14 protein-coding genes are annotated in these 15174 nt (G+C 73.3%); 3 read left to right on the forward strand and 11 right to left on the reverse strand.

Going from position 1 to position 15174, the window contains the following annotated elements; translation table 11 throughout:
• Positions 1-30 precede the first annotated feature (30 nt).
• Genes BU204_RS06165 through BU204_RS06180 form a run of 4 tightly spaced genes read right to left on the reverse strand, consistent with a single transcriptional unit; the run spans position 31 to position 3877 of the window.
• Entirely contained in the window at positions 31-387 is a 357-nt protein-coding gene (locus BU204_RS06165; protein WP_075124558.1) for a type VII secretion target, read from the reverse strand.
• Positions 388-389: 2 nt separating this feature from the next.
• On the reverse strand, positions 390-2585 hold the full coding sequence (locus tag BU204_RS06170) for a hypothetical protein (protein WP_075124559.1): 2196 nt from the start codon (positions 2583-2585) through the stop codon (positions 390-392).
• 5 nt (positions 2586-2590) lie between these two features.
• Positions 2591-3028, reverse strand: coding sequence for a hypothetical protein (locus tag BU204_RS06175; RefSeq protein ID WP_332888571.1), 438 nt, complete (start codon positions 3026-3028; stop codon positions 2591-2593).
• 9 nt (positions 3029-3037) lie between these two features.
• The gene (locus BU204_RS06180; protein WP_075124560.1) at positions 3038-3877 is read right to left on the reverse strand and encodes an ESX secretion-associated protein EspG; all 840 of its coding nucleotides are present in this window, start codon (positions 3875-3877) and stop codon (positions 3038-3040) included.
• 140 nt (positions 3878-4017) lie between these two features.
• On the opposite strand from BU204_RS06180, the gene BU204_RS06185 reads away from it, so the two are divergent.
• Entirely contained in the window at positions 4018-4668 is a 651-nt protein-coding gene (locus BU204_RS06185; RefSeq protein WP_233159421.1) for a helix-turn-helix transcriptional regulator, read from the forward strand.
• Between the two features lie 42 nt (positions 4669-4710).
• On the forward strand, positions 4711-5298 hold the full coding sequence (locus BU204_RS06190) for a helix-turn-helix transcriptional regulator (RefSeq protein ID WP_075124561.1): 588 nt from the start codon (positions 4711-4713) through the stop codon (positions 5296-5298).
• Here BU204_RS06190 and BU204_RS06195 read toward each other — a convergent pair.
• The 4 genes from BU204_RS06195 to BU204_RS06210 all read right to left on the reverse strand — a co-directional run bounded on the left by BU204_RS06195 (position 5228) and on the right by BU204_RS06210 (position 9382).
• Entirely contained in the window at positions 5228-6610 is a 1383-nt protein-coding gene (locus tag BU204_RS06195) for an AfsR/SARP family transcriptional regulator (RefSeq protein WP_158073406.1), read from the reverse strand. The genes BU204_RS06190 and BU204_RS06195 overlap by 71 nt on opposite strands.
• Positions 6607-8040: a BTAD domain-containing putative transcriptional regulator gene (locus BU204_RS06200; protein WP_158073407.1), complete on the reverse strand. Its 1434-nt coding sequence runs from the start codon at positions 8038-8040 to the stop codon at positions 6607-6609. The genes BU204_RS06195 and BU204_RS06200 overlap by 4 nt, the downstream gene beginning before the upstream one ends.
• 242 nt (positions 8041-8282) lie before the next feature.
• Positions 8283-8975 carry a GH12 family glycosyl hydrolase domain-containing protein gene (locus BU204_RS06205; RefSeq protein WP_075124564.1) on the reverse strand — a complete coding sequence of 231 codons (693 nt, stop codon included), beginning with the start codon at positions 8973-8975 and terminating at the stop codon, positions 8283-8285.
• Positions 8976-9130: 155 nt separating this feature from the next.
• The gene (locus tag BU204_RS06210; protein WP_075124565.1) at positions 9131-9382 is read right to left on the reverse strand and encodes a hypothetical protein; all 252 of its coding nucleotides are present in this window, start codon (positions 9380-9382) and stop codon (positions 9131-9133) included.
• 209 nt (positions 9383-9591) lie between these two features.
• On the opposite strand from BU204_RS06210, the gene BU204_RS06215 reads away from it, so the two are divergent.
• Positions 9592-11664 (forward strand): ATP-binding protein, encoded by a 2073-nt coding sequence (locus tag BU204_RS06215; protein WP_075124631.1) that lies wholly within the window; start codon positions 9592-9594, stop codon positions 11662-11664.
• Between the two features lie 122 nt (positions 11665-11786).
• On the opposite strand, the gene BU204_RS06220 is transcribed toward BU204_RS06215, so the two are convergent.
• The 3 genes from BU204_RS06220 to sigC form a co-directional block, all read right to left on the reverse strand.
• Positions 11787-12872: a cation diffusion facilitator family transporter gene (locus tag BU204_RS06220; protein ID WP_075124632.1), complete on the reverse strand. Its 1086-nt coding sequence runs from the start codon at positions 12870-12872 to the stop codon at positions 11787-11789.
• 127 nt (positions 12873-12999) lie between these two features.
• Positions 13000-14427, reverse strand: coding sequence for a PepSY-associated TM helix domain-containing protein (locus BU204_RS06225; protein WP_075124566.1), 1428 nt, complete (start codon positions 14425-14427; stop codon positions 13000-13002).
• A gap of 93 nt (positions 14428-14520) precedes the next feature.
• Positions 14521-15099: an RNA polymerase sigma factor SigC gene (gene sigC, locus BU204_RS06230; protein WP_075124567.1), complete on the reverse strand. Its 579-nt coding sequence runs from the start codon at positions 15097-15099 to the stop codon at positions 14521-14523.
• Positions 15100-15174 lie beyond the last annotated feature (75 nt).

Below are 15174 nucleotides of genomic sequence, written 5' to 3' on the forward strand. Positions count from 1 at the left end.
TCGCGGGACAGTCCGCTGAACGCCGTCACATCAGTCTCCTGTCAGGTTCTGGCGGGTGGGCCGGGGAGCCCGGGCGGGTGCCTCCAGCGTCTTGCCGTAGACGGTCGCGTGGGCGGTGTCGGTGTCGGTGTAGGACGTGGCCGTGCTGCGGATGTTGCCCGCGGAGGTGCGCACCCCCTCGGCAGCGGCGTCGATCGCCTCCATCGCCTTCTGCTCCATCGGGTTCACGAAGGGCGGCACGAACTGGCAGATCAGCCCGTAGGCGCTGTCGGACATGCTGACCGTCCTGGCCGCGTCGGCCGCCGTGGTCAACCGGTCCGACAGGCCATCCAGGTGGCTCGCGTGCGCGGTCAGGTCCTCGGGGACGACCTCGAAGGCGGAGCTCATGCCTACTTCCAATCCTGTTTGTTCTGCCAGTCACCGATCACCGGCGGATGCACCACGGCGTCCGGCGCGAACAGCTCCGACTCGCCCTCGAGGTACTCCGCGAACCGGTACTCCCTGTCCTCCGCGCCCTGGCTGCCGGCGCCGCCCATGCCGCCCATCGGGGCGCCACCCGCGTTCCCGCCCCGTGCGCCGGCCGCACCACCGCCGCCGGCCGCTCCGCCGGGGCCGACTCCGCCGGGCATCGCGCCCACGGTGCCGCCGGCGCCGCCCGGGCCGCCGCTGCCCATCGGGCCGAACCCCCCACCGCGACCGGCACCGGCACCACCCGGCGCACCGCCCACGGAGCTACCCGAGGCGGAGCCGCCGCCCGGGATGTTCGGCACGCCGCCCGGGCCCCCGCCGGGGCCGAAGCCGCCCTTGCCAACTCCCAGCGGGCCGCCACCGGGCGCGTTGCCACCCGGGATGTTCGGCACGCCGCCCGGACCGAAGCCGCGGCCGTCACGCGGACCGCCACCGCCGTCGAGCGGACCGCTCCCCGGGATCCTGGCGCCGCCGGGGATGTCCGGTATGGACTGCCGGTCCCGGGGGTTCGGCGGGCTCGGCATCCTGGTCGTCCGCTCCGTGTCCCGCCCGGCGGGAGAGGTGCCGGAGAACGCGGTCGGCCCGAAGCCGCCGCCGGGGAGGTTCCCCCCGCCGCCTGGCACGCCGCTGGGAACCGTCGCGCCGCGGGGGATGTCGGGGACGTTCGGCGTGGCGGACGGGCTGTTGGGGGTGAAGCCGGCAGAGACGGTCGAGCCCGGCACGCCGCCGCCGGAGAGGGAGGTCTGCGGGATCTCCGGCACGGCCGGCCTGCCCTGACCGCCGGCGCCGCCACCGAAGCCGTCACCGCCAGGGCTCGCGCCACCGCCTGGGATCGGGCCACCGCCGGGGGTTCCGCCACCGCCGGGGATGTCGGGAACACTCTGGCGCGCGGCGAGGTCCGCGGAACCACCCGGGCCTCCCCCACCGGGAACGCCACCACCCGGAACGCCACCACCCGGAATGCCGCCACCCGGGACGCCACCGCCGGGAACTCCCCCACCGGGAACTCCGCCGCCGGGGATGTCGGGCACCGGCCCGGCACCCGGGGCGCCCTGACCGCCCGGTCCCCCGGCGCCGCCGCGCAGGTCCGGAACGACGGCGGTCTGGGCGGCGAAGGTGTTGGGGCTCGCGGACAGGGCCTCGCGCCGCAGCCCCTCCGTACCGGCCGGCGCGGCGTCGTCGAGTTGTCGACTGACGGCGTCGAGCCGTTCGCCGGCCATCATCGGCCTGACCGACCTCATCGGCGTCGCGCTGGGCAGCGCGGGTGGCGCGGTGAACTTCGGGGTGGTGACAGCCGAGGCGATGGTCTCGTCGAACCGCGTCATCACCTGGGCGGCCTGGTCCCGCGCCGCCTTCGACCGGTTGAAGGTGTCCATCTCGGCGGAGAACTGCATCGCGAACTGGACCGGGTTGGTGATCCCGGCCAGCCGGGCGTTGGCCTCCGCCGCCGAGAACGGCACCGGCGGGTTGGTCGCCATGACCTTCTGCGTCTCGTTGAGCGTCTGCGAGTGGATCTCCTGCTGGCGCCCGGCGAGCACCGCGCCCTCGGAGGTGGTGCCCAGCCACTTCGCCACCTCGGCGAGGTGCCTGCGCGCGGAGTCGCCGGCCTCGCCCTCCCAGTTGGACAGGCTGTCCTTGATCGCCGCGCCGAACGCCTTCTGGTGCCCGGACAGGTCGTTGCCCAGCCGCACCCACTCCTCGCTGGTCACGGCGACCGCCGACGAGTCGGCGTTGGTGCCGATGACCGCGGCCATCTGCTCGTGGGAGGCGTTCTCCCACATCGTCCTGGGTGCCTCGCCGGGGGCGCGCATCTCCATCTCGTCGGCGAGGCCGGCCCGCTCGGCCTCGATCCGCCCCTGGTAGGACGACTGGATCAGGTCGTCCTTGAACGGGCCGAACAGCTGGTCCAAGAAGCCGCCCGGCGGGCCGGTGACCTGGTCGATCACCGAGGTCACCTCGTTGCGGATCTCGTCGCCGGACTTGTGGTCACCGGTGATCGGGCCTACGTAGAACGTCGACGACGAGTCCGCCGTGACGTCGTAGTGCGGGCTGTCCGGGTCGTAGTCCGGGCTGTTCGGGTCGGACACAGCACGGGTCCGCTCGTCGAGCGTCGTCATGGGGCTCATTCCTCGCCGGAGATGCTGGTGAACTTCTGGCGGTTCCCTTCCTCGGTCTCCTGGTAGGTGCGCTTGGCGAGCTCGATCGCCTCCACGTAGGTGGGGAACTCCGCCCGCGCCGCCTGGAGCTGGGTGAGCAGCCCCTCCTCGTCGGCGGCGGTGCGCACCATGTGGTGGGAGACCCACCGGGCAGCCGGGCTCTCGCTCATCGGCGGGCTGTGCCGGAGCTTCTCCAGCTCGGCCCACCGGGCCTCGAGGGTCTGGATCGTCGACTCCAGGGCCTCGATCATGCGGTTGCCGGTGTTGTCGTCCACGGCGAAGCCGCCGCTGACCGCCATCTCCTTCAGCTCTCGGCCGGACAACCTCGGCAGCGCCGGGGTGGCTCGCAGCGCGGGTGTCATGAGGGCCGGCTCCGCCGGCACGGCACGTTCGAACTCAGGCAACGGATGTCCTTAGTAGACGCTGGAAATCACTTCTTGGACCGCGGTCTGGACCTCTGCCGCTCCGGCGGGCTGGTAGGTGGCGACAGTGGTGCCGTCCGCCTCGGTGGTGGTCCGCACCAGGTACCGGCCCTGCTCGGTGTCGACCCAGCCCAGGGGCGGCACGGACCGGCGTTCGCCGCTGCGGCGTAGCCCGCTGGCGGCCAGGAACCCGACTCCGAGTCGCTGGCCGGCCATGATCTCGCCGAGCTTCTCGGCATCGCTGCGCCCGGACGGGCGGCGCCTCGGCCCGTCGCCGACCATGCCGATCACCAGGTTGCCGAACGCGTCGGTCTCCTCGGCGTCGGCCTCCTCCTCGGCCAGGCGCCGTGCGGCCATCGCGGACACGGCGCGAGCCGGACGGTGCGCGACGGTCAGGGTGCCCTGCGGCGCGGCCGGCGCCGCGGGCAGGAACGTGGAGATCCGCCGGACCAGGTCCTCGTCGGGAAACAGCGAGAAGCGCAGGGCGTCGCTGCCGTGCTCCTGGGTGACGCCGACCGCCTGTGCGCCGTCGGACATCGCCAGCATGGCGATGTCCTCCTCGCGCTCGGTCCGCCCGCTCACCGAGACCGACACCTGGTGGTCGTTGAACAGCTCGAGCGCGGTCTGGACCAACGGGTGCAGCCTGCCGCCCACCGACAGGCCGCGTCGCTCCAGTTCGTCGTGCACCAGCACGCCGAGCCGCACGAACCGCACCGGGTCGATGGTGCTGTTGCGGATCCGCAACGGAAACCTGCGCACGTCGGCGTTCATCGCCCTACCGACGACCGTCGCCTCGACGCTGTCCAGCGTGAACTCGAACCGGTCAGCCATCCCCTGCCCTGTCACCCCTCGTCTCCCGCCCTCCGCGCACATGGTGCACAGCCGCGCCGGCGCCGGAGCGCGCCACGCTGGATGGCTGCCCGAAAGTCCCTCGAACCGTGCCCGGATCCCCCCGACCGTAGACTTCCGCTGTGGCACCGAGGGTCGGTCTGAGGGTCGATGTCGCCGTGCACGCGTCGGACCGGGTCACCGCGCTGGGCGCGGTCAGCATGCTGGCGGCGGACCCGCACCTCCGGGTGCTCGACGAGGCCGACCGCACCCGGGCCGAGGTCGTCGTCGTGGTCGCGCCGACCCCCGGCGAGGAGGTGTTCGACTGGCTGCGCGAGCTCGGCCGGTCCCGGGCCGGCACACCGCCGCCGCGCTGCGTGCTGGTGACCGACGATTTCCGGGCGGTCGGCCTGGTGCCGGCCATCGAGTGCGGGATCGCCGCGATCCTGCCCCGCCGCGACACCACCGGCGCGGAGCTGGTGCGGACCGTGCGCGCGGTCAGCAAGGGCGCGGCGTCGCTGCCGCCGGCCATGCAGGGCGCCCTGCTGGACCACCTGGACCGGATGCGGCGCGAGGTGCTCGAACCGAACGGGCTGACGATGTCCGGCGTCACGGCACGGGAACGCGACGTGCTCCGGCTGCTTGCCGAGGGACACGGCCTCGAGGAGATCGCCACCGAGCTCGGTTACGCGGAGCGCACGGTGAAGAACGTGCTCTACGGGCTGATGACCCGGCTCGGCCTGAGCACCCGGGCGCAGGCCGTCGCGTTCGCCCTGCGTACCGGCGTGATCTGAGCGTAGAGAGTTCGTGAAGTCCGGGACGCCAGAATGTGGACCATGGAACCGGTGCACGTGGCGATCGAGGCCGCGGACACGTTCACCGCGGTAGGACTGGCCAACCGGCTCGCCTCCCGGCCCGAGGTCCGGGTCGTCGACCGGACACGGCTGTCCGGACGGGGTGTCCTGGTCGTCGCCGCGGACCATGACTCCTTTGGGGAAAGCGCATTCCTCGCCGACCCCGGCCTGCCCAAGGTCCTGGTGACCGACTTCCTGACCGAAGAGGACCTGCGGGCCGCGGTGGAGGTCCGCGTCGTGTCGGTGCTCTCCCGCGCCGACGCGGCCGGCGACCGCTTCGTGGCCGAGCTGCTGGCCGTCGCCGCCGGCGAGGGCACGATGCCGGCCGAGGCGTTCGACCGGCTGCTCGACCAGGCCCGTCGCGCGACCCTGTCGCGGCCGCGGTTGAGCGACCGGGAGGTCGAGGTACTGCGGCTGATGGCCGATGGCTGGGACACCGCCGACATGGCCAGCCGGCTGTGCTACTCCGAGCGCACCGTCAAGAACGTCATCTACTCGCTCACGAGCAGGTTGAAACTGCGCAGCCGTCCGCACGCGGTGGCGTTCGCGATGCGGGCCGGGCTGATCTGACCCGGACCAGCTCGCCGTCGCGGGCGAGCACAGCGTCCCGCAGCTTCCCGAACCTGCCGCCGCCCTCGCCGGGCGGACAGGTGCCGACCAGCAGCAGCGGCAGCAGCCGTGTCGCGACGGCCAGCTGGTGCCACAGCAGCAGGCTCGCGTCGTCGGCGTGCTGTAGGTCGTCGACGACCAGCACCAGCGGGGCTGTCGCGCAGAGTGCGTCGACCCGCTCGAGCAGCTCCTTCCTGGTGGCGGGCGCGGGCGCGCCCAGCGCCTCGGCGACCACGCCCAGCGGCGGCCGCGGTCGCCCGGCGACGGCCCAGGCCACGTGGCAGCCGAGCCGACCCGCCCCACCCAGCACCTCGGCGAGCAGCGCGGACTTCCCGCTCCCCGGCTCGCCCTCGACGAGCACCGCGCGGCCCCGCCCGACCAGCACCCCGTCCAGGTAGCCCCGCAACCGGGCCGCGTCGCGCTCCGCGACCGGCCCCGGGTCCGCGGCCCGGGCGGGGACCACCGCCAGCAGCTCACGCTCCCGCGCGGGTTCGTGCGGGAGGTCCGCCGGCTCCGGGGCGGTGGCCAGCAGGCGCTGGTGCAGCGCGCGAACGGCGGCGCCGGGCTCGGCGCCGAGCTCCGCCCGGAAGTAGGCCCGCATCCGCGCGATGACGTGCAGCGCCTCCGCGTGTCGACCGCCGCGGTAGAGGGCGGTGACCAGCAGCACCCAGGCCGACTCACGCAGCGGAGCCGCTGCGACCAGGGCGGTGAGCTCGAGGACCGGCTCGGCGTGTTCGCCCAGCGCGAGCCGGGCGCGGGCGCGCTCCTCGACCGCCGAGTGTCGCTCGTCGGTGAACCGGGTGCGCTGCCGCTCGGCGAACGGGCCGGGCACCCCGGCGAACGGCTCACCCCGCCAGAGCGCCAGCGCGTCGTCGAGCAGTTCCACCGTGGCCCGGTGCTCGCCGGCCCGCGCCCGTTCGGCGGCCCGTTCGCGGAGCTCGGCGAACGTGCGGAGGTCGAGGTGGTCCAGCCGCAGGCGGTAGCCCTGCGGTTCGGAGACCAGCACCTCGCCGGGCGACCAGCGGGGCCTACCCGGCTCCAGCACCCGACGCAGGCCGGATACGTAGGTGTGCAGGCTCCCCGCCGCGCTCGCGGGCGGCGAGGTGCCCCAGACAGCCTCGACCAGCTCACCACGCGGGACCACCTGCCCGGCCCGGGTCGCGAGGACGGCGAACACCGCGCGTTGCCGTGCCGGGCCAAGCGTGACCGGCTCGTCCCCGAGCCAGGCGCGGGGGTCGCCGAGCAGCTCGACCCGCAGCGCGCCGTCGGTCACCGTCGAGGCCCGAGCGTGATCGTGGTTGCTCGGGTCGCGGCCGCCCACAGCGGCTCCAGCTCGCGCCGAAGGGCCGGCCGGGACGCGGTGACGACCAGCAGCGGACGCTCGGCGGTAGCGGGCAGCAGGCGCCGCAGCACGAGCAGGCTCAGCGGGTCCGCCCACTGAAGCTGGTCGACGACGACGACCAAGGGCCCGTCCGCGCACAGCTCGTGGACCAGCTCGACCGCGCCCTCGACGGCGGCCGCGACGGTGTCCCGGTCGAGCCGCTCCGGCTCCACCTGGCGGGCGAGCGCGGCGAGCGCGGCCCGGCGCGGGTCGGGTGACAGGGCCGTCACGTCGAGACCGTCCAGCACGGTGTGCAGCGGGACCTGCTGCCCCAGCTCGTCGGCCACGCTCCAGGCGAGCTGACAGCCCGGCGTCTCGGCGAGGCCCTCGGCCAGCAGCGCCGACTTGCCCGCGCCCGGCGGCCCCTCGATCCGCACGACGCCCCCGGTGCCGGCGGCGACGGCGCCGGCCGCGGCGCGGAGCAGGGCCACCTGCTCCCCCCGCCCGGTGAACCCGCGCGGCCGGTCCGGGCGGGACCGGACGGCCAACGGGATCGGCCGGGCGGGTCCCGTCGGCTCGTCGCGGGTCCAGCGCAGCGCGGGGTCGTCCCGGAGGATCTCGCCGTACAGCGCGCTGGGGCCGGGCCCCGGCTCGGTGCCGAGCTGCTCGACCGTGGCCGAGCGCAGCCGATGGAAGACGTCGATCGCGTCCCCCCGCCGGTCGGCGAGGTACAGCGCGTGCATCAGCAGCGAGTGCGACTCCTCCCGCAGCGGGTGCGAGCGGCACAGCCGGTCCAGCTCGTCGATGACCGCGTACCGCGCGCCCGCGTTCACCATCAACCGCGCCCTCCGCTCGACGGCACCGAGACGCAGCTCGGCGAGCCGGGTGCGCTGCCAGGACGCGTGCGGGCCGGAGACGCCGTCGAGCGCCTCGCCCCGCCAGAGCTCGAGCGCGGAGTCCAGCGCGGCGAGCTCACCGGCCACATCGCGCCCCCGCTGCCGCTCCCGGGCGCGCTCACGCAGCACCCGGAAGCGCTCGACGTCCAGGGCGCAGCCGGACAGCGCCAGCCGGTAGCCCGACCCGGTCGAGACGAGCACCTCCCCCGTCGAGCGCCGGGCCCATCGCGGCTCCAGCCTCTTGCGCAGGGCGGAGATGTGCGTGTGGATGCCGCCGTACGCACTCGCCGGGGCGGTCTCCCCCCAGACGGCGTCGACCAGCTCGCCCTTGGTGACCAGCTGGTTCGCCCGCATCGCGAGCACGGACAGGACGGCCTTGCGCTGCCCGGAGCCGAGCTCGAGCTCCCCCGCGGTCCCCCAGGCCCGGACGGGACCGAGCAGGGAGATCCGCAGCGGGGCGTCCCGCTGGGGCGTAGCGGCGATCATGTCCATGGTTTTCTGTGGGGCCTGCTTCGAGTTGCTTCGGTTCTCCTGGGAAGACGTGCGAGTTTATGTTGGGTTGCTCTCGGAGGGCAACGCGGGTGGAACGTTGCGTGAGTGCTCCTCGTCGACTCCGCGGACGCGACCGCTGGCGGTCCGCGCCGTCACCGCCAGCCGCCGTGGCCCCCACACACGGCGACGGACGCCCTCCTGGCGCGGAGGGCGTCCGTCGGCGGGCTGCGGCGGGATCAGCTGTAGGAGACGGAGAAATTGTTGGTGACGAAGTCCATTCCGCCGGGCGAGGACGTGATCTCATAGCCGAACTGCACGTATCCGACGTTCACGTTGCCGATCCAGCCGTTGTTTCGCAGCCACTCGAGGACGGCCCTGATGTCGACCGTGCCGGAGCTCGTGTTGCCCTGGCGCAGGAACGAGAAGACCTGGAAAGAACCGTTGACGCCGCGGTAGATGTCCCAGCTGTGACCACCGGTCGAGGCGGTCGTCTGGTAGGAGCCGATCGGTCCGACCGGTCCCGTCCTGTTGACCCACAGCATGATCTCGTAGGCGTTGTTGTCCAGCCAGATGTCGTAGGTGCTCGCGTAGGCACCACCGGAGGGAACCCTGGTGTTGAACGTGCTGGACAGGCTGCGCAGCGAGCTGAGCTGCCGGTTGATGTTCCTGGTCGCGTTGGGGTAGGACTTCACGCCGCCGGTGTTGGGGTGGTTGGCCCACACGCCCCAGTTGCTCGCCGAGTTGGCCCAGATCGTCTGCGGTCCGGCTCCGCTGCCCCAGATGTTGTTGTAGAGGATGTAGTCGCCGGTGGTCCATGTGCCCCACTGGTCCGACGACTCCCAGACCGCGGCGTGGGCGACCGCCCCGCCGGCGACGAGCGCCACGGCGGAGAAGAATGCCGTCACCGCGAGACGTGCTGACCTGATCACGGGTCACACTCCCTGTCGTCAAGTATTTGTCGAATCAGATATCGAAGCGCTTCGACGACCCATTCGACACGTCGATCGTGGAATTGCGGGTGTCGCTCCAGAATAGAAGTCAGACGACTACGTGGCAAACGTCCGTATGTGGACTATTCAGACCGTCAGCGGTTGTCGCGGCGGGAGGAGCTGTCGCTCGTCCGGGCCGGCCGGTTGGCCCAGGAGTCGATGACGACGATCAGGATCGAGAGGACGATCAGGACCACACCCAGCAGCGCGATCTCGCTCCAGAAGAACAGCCCCGCCACGATCAGCAACGGCACCACCGCGAACGCGCAGAACGGGTCGACGCGCCCGAAGTGCTGCTGCTTCTGCTCCGAGGAGCTTTCGTACCGTGTCGCGATGGTCCTGCCCACCCGTCGTCCGTGCTGTGTCGGGTACCCCCGAGGAGAGCCGCGAGCAGCATAGCCGCCCCGTCACTCGGATGGCTTACGTGCCCGCCCAACGCCTCATCCCGGCCCCCGCGGTGCCGATAGTCGGGATGGAGGTGGCTCCGGAGTGCGAGGTCGGTGATGGATCGGGTCGGGCACGCGTCGCGCCGCGGCACGTCCATGGGGACGTCGTCGTGAGATCGCGGTGGTTGGCGCGCTCGGCCGGCTTCGCCGTGGCGTACGCGGTCGCCGTCGGGTTCGGCCGCCTGACCGTGATGGACGCCACCAGCCTGAGCCTGGTGTGGCCCGCCGCGGGGATCGGCGCGTTGTGGTTCTGGTTTCAGCGCCGCTCACCGGTGCGCTGGGTCGACGCCGCGGCCCTCGCCGTCATCACCCTGGTCCTCAACACCGCCACCGGTGCCCCGGCCGGGCTGGCGATGGTGTTCGTTGGCGCCAACCTGGCCCAGATGCTCGTCTTCACCCACCTCCTGGCCCGCTGGCGGCCCCACCTCGCCGACCCCGGGGTGGACGGCCCACGGTTCGGCACGACCGGCGACCTCTGGGCGCTGCTCGCGGCCAGTGCGGTCAGCACAGCCTGCGGCGCGGTGGTCGGTCCGGTCGGGGTGTGGCTCGCCTCCGGCGACTACTCGCCGATGAGCGTGGCGGTCTGGCTCGCACGCAACATCGCGGCCGTGCTGACGATCGGCGCCGTCGGTCTCCGCCTCGCAGACGTCCTCCGACGCCGCCCCGACCACACCCCGGGCGGCACCCCGAGGAGGGCACCGGTGGCCCGGGCGGCCGAGTACGCGGCCGTGGTCCTGTGCTCCGCTCTCGCCTACGTGGTCGCGTTCGCCCTCGCCGGTGGGCTGCCGCTGGCGTTCCTGCTGCTCGCGTTGACCGTGTGGGCGGCGGTGCGCCTACCCACGACGTTCGTCGTCCTGCACACCCTGGCCACCGGGACCACGGCCGTCCTGTTCACCCTGGCCGGCACCGGACCGTTCGCGCTGATCACCGACGACGCCACCCGCGTCCTCATCGCCCAGGCCTTCGTCATCGTCGTCGCCACGATCGGCCTGGCGCTGGCGCTGAGCCGCGACGAACGCGCGGCTCTGGTCCGCGCGCTCGAAGCCGAGACCGCCGCCGCCCGCCACCAGGCCGACCTGATGTCGACCATCGTGAACTCCATGGCCGACGGTCTCGCGGTGGTCGACGCCGACGGGCACGTCCTCCTGCGCAACCCCGCCGCGGACGAGCTCCTCGGCGGACATGCCGGGTCGGAGTACCAGATCACCGACCCCGTCTACTACGGGTTCTTCCACCCCGACGGCACCCCGGTCACCGTAGGGGAGCTCCCCTACGTCCGCACGCTCACCACCGCGCGGCCACACGACCTGGACATCCTCGTCCGCAACCCCAGCGTGCCGCAGGGGCGGATCGTCCACGCCACCGCGACCCCGCTTCCGCGCCGCGCCAGCCACGACGACGGACGCCGCGCGGTCGCGCTCTTCCACGACGTCACGGCCGAACGGCGCCACCGCGACGAGCTCGCCACGTTCGCCGGCGTCGTCGCACACGACCTGCTCAACCCGGTCACCACCATCCAGGGCTGGGTCGACCTCACGACCGACATGCTCGACGACGCGCCGCCGGCACCCGTGATCCTCGACATCGAGGACGGCCTCGAGCGCATCCGGCACGCGGCCAACCGCATGTCCCGGTTCATCAACGACCTCCTCGCCTACACCACCGCGCGCGACACCGCCCTCATCCCCGCCCCGCTCGACCTCCAGGCACTGTTCGCCGACATCGCCGCCGCCCGCATGGACGCGGCGATCGCGAGCAGGACACCGATCCCCCGCTTCGACATCGGCCCGCTCCCCCGCATCCAGGCCGACCCGGTCCTGATGCGACAGCTCGCCGACAACCTGGTCAGCAACGCCGTCAAGTACACCGCGCCCGGCACCACCCCCCACATCACGATCCACACCACCGAGGACACCGCGCCCGGCACCGTCGCGATCCAGGTCACCGACAACGGCATCGGCATCCCCGACGGCCAGCACGACGCCATCTTCACCAACTTCCACCGCGCCCACGCCAACACGACCTACGCCGGCACCGGCCTCGGGCTCGCGATCTGCAGACGCATCGCCGAGCGCCACGGCGGCACGATCACCGCCGCCGCCGACCCCTGCGGCGGCTCACGCTTCACGATCACCCTTCCCGCCGTTGCGCCGGTCCGTTCCGAGCACGGCCGCGCGTCCTAGGCACGTCTGGTGGATCTCCGGCCGCGCGGTCCGCGCCCGGATGGCCCCTGGCGGCGTTGTCGCATCGCCCGAGTACAACCCGGTACGAGGCCGACGCTCCGCCTTGCCAGGAACCACCCGGATCACGAACCGCATCGACCAAGCCCCACCAAACGCGCCCCAGCGGACCGGTGATGGGCCACCAGCTCGTGCTGGGCGTGCCCGGAGGGGCCGGCCGGGTGCGGGTGGATGGTGGCCCGGTCCAGCCGGGGTAGTGCGTGGATCAGCCGGTGCTCGGCGTCGTGTGCGATGGCGTGCGCGTCGACCACGCTCAGCGTCGGGTCCACCTCGATGTCGGCCTCGGCGGTGAGGCTGTGCCCGACCCAGCGCAGGCGGACCCAGCCGACCGCACGCACACCGCGCGTGTCCCGCAGGGTCCACTCCGCCCGGTCGACGAGAGCGGGGTCGACCGCGTCCAGCAGCCGCGCGCAGACCTCGCCGGCCGCTCCCCACAGGACAGTCGCGATCGCCGCCGCGATCGCGAGACCCACCACCGGATCCGCCCACTGCCAGCCCAGGCCGGCACCACCCGCCGCGGCCACCACCGCCAGGCTGGTGAAGCCGTCGGTCCGCGCGTGCAGCCCGTCCGCGACCAGCGCGGCCGAGCCGATCCGCCGGCCGACCGTGATGCGGTAGCGGGCGACGAGCTCGTTGCCGGCGAACCCGACCAACCCCGCCACCGCGACCAGGCCGACGTGGGTCATCTCCCGCGGGTCGACCAGCCGGTCGACCGCCTGCCAGGCGGCGAGCCCGGCCGAGGACGCGATCACCACCACGATCACCAGCCCGGCGAGGTCCTCCGCCCGCCCCAGCCCGTAGGTGAACCGTCGGGTCGCCGCCCGCCGGCCCAGCAGGAACGCGATCCCCAGCGGGACAGCGGTCAGCGCGTCGGCGACGTTGTGCAGCGTGTCGCCCAGCAACGCGACGGAGCCGGTCAGCCCGACCAGCACGCCCTGCACGACGGCCGTGACCGTCAACACCGCGAACGAGATCCACAGCGCACGCATGCCCCGTCGACTGGCCTCCAGCGCGTCGTCGGTCAGCCCGGCCGGGTCGTGGCTGTGCGGCGTCACCGCGTGCCGGACGGCGCCCCAGAGCCGCCGCGCCCAGCCCCCGTGTCCGTGGCCGTTCCCGTGGCCGTGCCCATGACCGTGTCCCGCGTTCGCCATCACCGCGCCTCCCACCGCGCCTCCCACCGCGCCTCCCACCGCGCCTACGTCCGGCACGCTACGGACGAGGCGGGCATGCGACAACGCCGTCACAGCCAGCCGGTGGCAACAGCCTGTCGGTGGTGTCTCACCCGACCGGCTCGGCCGGCTTCCCGCCCCCGCGACGACGCCCGGCCAGCCCGATGGCGACGTCGAGGAGCAGGAACGCGAGCAGGCTCCACCCGAGCAGGGGCACGGCCCACCCGAGGGCGACCAGCACCGGGATGCCGACGACGAGCAGGACCGGCGGCAGGTGCCGCCACGCGCCGCGGTCCGGCGGATCGCCTACCGGCCGGCGCCGGTCGGCGCGGGTGGGCCTGCGCTGCCACCACATCCGGTAGCCCCACCCGATCACGCCCAGCAGCCCGACCGCGGTCAGGGCGAGCACGACCTGGTTCACGGGTCCGAACAGGACACCCATATGCGCCTGGACACCGAGGGTGGAAAGGCGCGCCAGCAGGGGTTGGTCGGCGAACCGGACGTGGTCGGTGACCGTGCCGGTGCCCGGGTCGACCGCCACGACGTCCTGGCGAACCGGCCACACGTCGTCGGCCTGAGCGACGGTCCACGCCTCGCCGGCACCGGCCGCCGGGGTGATCTCCACCGGGCCGTCCAGCCCCGCCGACCGCGCGGCCGCCAGCACGGTGTCCACCTCGGACAGGGCGGACTCCTCGGCCGCGCCGGCATCCCCGTCCGCGTGTCCCTCGTGGCCGGTGGACAGTTTCGTGTCGGGCTCGGCGCTGGTCGCGTCGAGCTGCTCCTGCAGCAGGTCGAACCGGGCGCCGGCGTAGGTGGACCAGGTGAGGCCGGTCGCCGAGAGGATGAGCAGCACGACGGCGAGCCACAGGCCGGTACTGGCGTGCCAGCTACGGGTCCGGCGCACCCCCACCGAGGCGGACAGCTCCGGGTGGAGCATCCGGCGCACCCGGCGGCGGCCCCGCTGGCGACCCCACCACAGCACGACACCGCCGAGCACGAGCACCCACAGCCAACTCGCCGCGAGCTCGGTGTAGAGCCGCCCAACCTCGCCCAGGTGCAGGTTCCGGTGCAGGTCGTCGAGCCACGTCGTGAGCGGCGTCGACCCGAACCAGGTCGTCAGCTGCCCCCGCACCTGCCTGGTGTAGGGGTCGACGAAGGCCGTGCGGTCCCGGTCGGCCAGCTCCGGTACGGCGAACACCACCCTCGTCGTGGCGTCGGCCGAGCCGGGCGGGACGACGAGGGTCACCGTCCCGTCCGGTACAGCCGCCCGCGCCGCCTCGACCTGTTCGGCGAGAGGGACGGTGGCCGCCCCCACCGCCGGCACGTGGAGCTGGTCGCCGTAGGCGATCTGGTCGAGCTGCGGGGCGATGGTGTAGGCAAGCCCGGTCAGCGCCGCGACCACCAGGAACGGCGCGACCAGCACGCCCGCGTAGAAGTGCAGGCGGCGCACCAGGGGCGCGAGCGAGCGCACCGACCGGTCGCCCTTGCCGGTCGGTGCGGCCGGATCCGCCTGCGGGGTTTCGGCGGTCGTTGACATGGCTCTCCAGGATTCGTCCACACGGCGACATCCGTCGTCGAGGAACTGGTCGGCTCGACCGGCGCGCGAGTTCCCGGCAGCGCCGAAAACCCCTCAGCCGGCGTCGTCGCGGCGGCGCTCGTCGGTGCGCAGCGCGTCGAGGTCGTCGCGGGCGCGGGCGACCCGGGAGCGGATGGTGCCGACCGGGCAACCGCAGACCTCCCCCGCCTCCGCGTAGGACAGGCCGAGGAGCTGGGTCAGCACCAGTGCCTCGCGGCGCTCGGGGTCGAGCTGGCCGAGGAGCACGTTGAGCTCCACCAGGTCCTCGAAACCCGCGGCGGCACGGTGGGCGGCCGCCTGCCGGCGGTCCGCGGCGTCGGCCCAGTCCACCGAGTGCGTCGTCCTCGGCCGTGACCGCGCGGCGCGGACGTGGTCCACCACCGCCCGCCGCGCGATCGACAACAACCAGGTCCGCGCGGTCGAGCGGCCGGCGAACCGGGCGAGGCTCGGAATCGCCCGCAGGTAGGTCTCCTGGGTGAGGTCGTCGGCCAGACCGACCCCGGCCAGGTGTGCGACCAGCCGCCACACCTCACGCTGGCTGGCCCGGACGAACCGGTCCAGGGCACGCCTGTCGCCCCTTCCGGCGGCGAGCGCGAGCTCGGTCAACTCATCGGCGTCGGACGGGATCGGCACAAAACGAAAGGATAACGAGCCCTGCCGACAGGTGGGGAGACGTTCCCGGGAACCGAGCGGCGGCCATGGACGACA

The sequence above is a fragment of the Actinophytocola xanthii genome, from assembly GCF_001921205.1.
Taxonomy (GTDB): domain Bacteria; phylum Actinomycetota; class Actinomycetes; order Mycobacteriales; family Pseudonocardiaceae; genus Actinophytocola; species Actinophytocola xanthii.